This window comes from Bradyrhizobium sp. Ce-3 (assembly GCF_022835695.1).
In the GTDB taxonomy this organism is placed as follows: domain Bacteria; phylum Pseudomonadota; class Alphaproteobacteria; order Rhizobiales; family Xanthobacteraceae; genus Bradyrhizobium.
Genome location: NZ_BQUV01000019.1, coordinates 1 through 1,118, shown reverse-complemented (window position 1 = coordinate 1,118; position 1,118 = coordinate 1). Strand labels below are relative to the sequence as shown.

General features: G+C 63.7%; 1 protein-coding gene. It reads left to right on the top strand.

What is annotated here, in order from left to right; all coding sequences use genetic code 11:
• Positions 1-168: 168 nt before the first annotated feature.
• Positions 169-1,110: an IS110 family transposase gene (locus tag BRSPCE3_RS35630; RefSeq protein ID WP_244071780.1), complete on the top strand. Its 942-nt coding sequence runs from the start codon at positions 169-171 to the stop codon at positions 1,108-1,110.
• Positions 1,111-1,118: the final 8 nt, after the last annotated feature.

Below are 1,118 nucleotides of genomic sequence, written 5' to 3'. Positions count from 1 at the left end.
TATGGGTCCCTGTGTCTGGAAAGTCTGTCATGATGGGGTGGGCGGGAAGCCGTTGGGTCCTTGGCGCTTGACGCCGTGAGCCGGCTCGGTCTCCCGCCCGTTCCATCTACAACCTGAACAGTTGCACGAGGCTGCGCCAACAGACCTCGCATCACAGGGACAGGCGCCATGATCATATCCCTTCGTTACGTCGGAATCGACGTCTCCAAACACGATCTCGATATCTTTGATGAGGCTGTCGGTGTGCCGGAACGCATCGCCAACGCGCCACATGCCATCACAGAGCTGGTGGCGCGTTGGCGATGCGATGCGTTGGTGGTGTTTGAGGCGACCGGGGTCTATGACCGCGAACTCCGCGAGGCGTTGCGCCAGGCCGGCATCCGCTTCGCCCGGATCAACCCGGCACGAGCCCGCGACTTTGCCCGCGCCTGCGGCCAACTCGCCAAGACCGATCCGATCGACGCGCGCATGCTCGCCGCCTTTGCCCGCGCCATGCGGCCCGAGACCGAAGCCGTCGTCACGCCAGCTCGCGAAGCCCTCACATGGCTGGCCAAACGGCGCGATCAAATGGTTCTGACGCGCAGCCAGGAGAAGAACCGTCGCAGCGAAGCCGCTGACCGTGCCATCGTCAGCCGCATCTCCCGCTTCATCGACTTTCTGGATGAGGAGATCGCCGAGATCGAGGCCGAGATCAGCGCGCTCATCAAGGCCGAGCCCGAGATCTCGGAAGATGCCCAGCTGATGCGCACGGTACCTGGCGTGGGACCCGTCGCCTGCACGCAGTTGATCACCCAGATGCCGGAACTCGGCCGCATCGGGCCTAAGCAGGTGGCCGCCCTTGCCGGACTAGCTCCCTTCAATGTCGACAGCGGTAGCTACCGCGGCAAGCGCAAGATCGGCGGCGGGCGCAAGCGTGTCCGCGATGCCCTCTATATGGCCGCCCTGAATGCTGTCCGGCGCGCCGACCCCTTCAAGGTCTTCTATGCAAGGCTCCGCCAGGCCGGAAAACCGGCCAAGCTCGCCCTCATTGCCGTTGCTCGAAAGCTGCTCACCATCCTCAACGCCATGATGCGCGACAGAAAGCCCTATCGGACAGCCCCTTCAACATAACAGTTGCC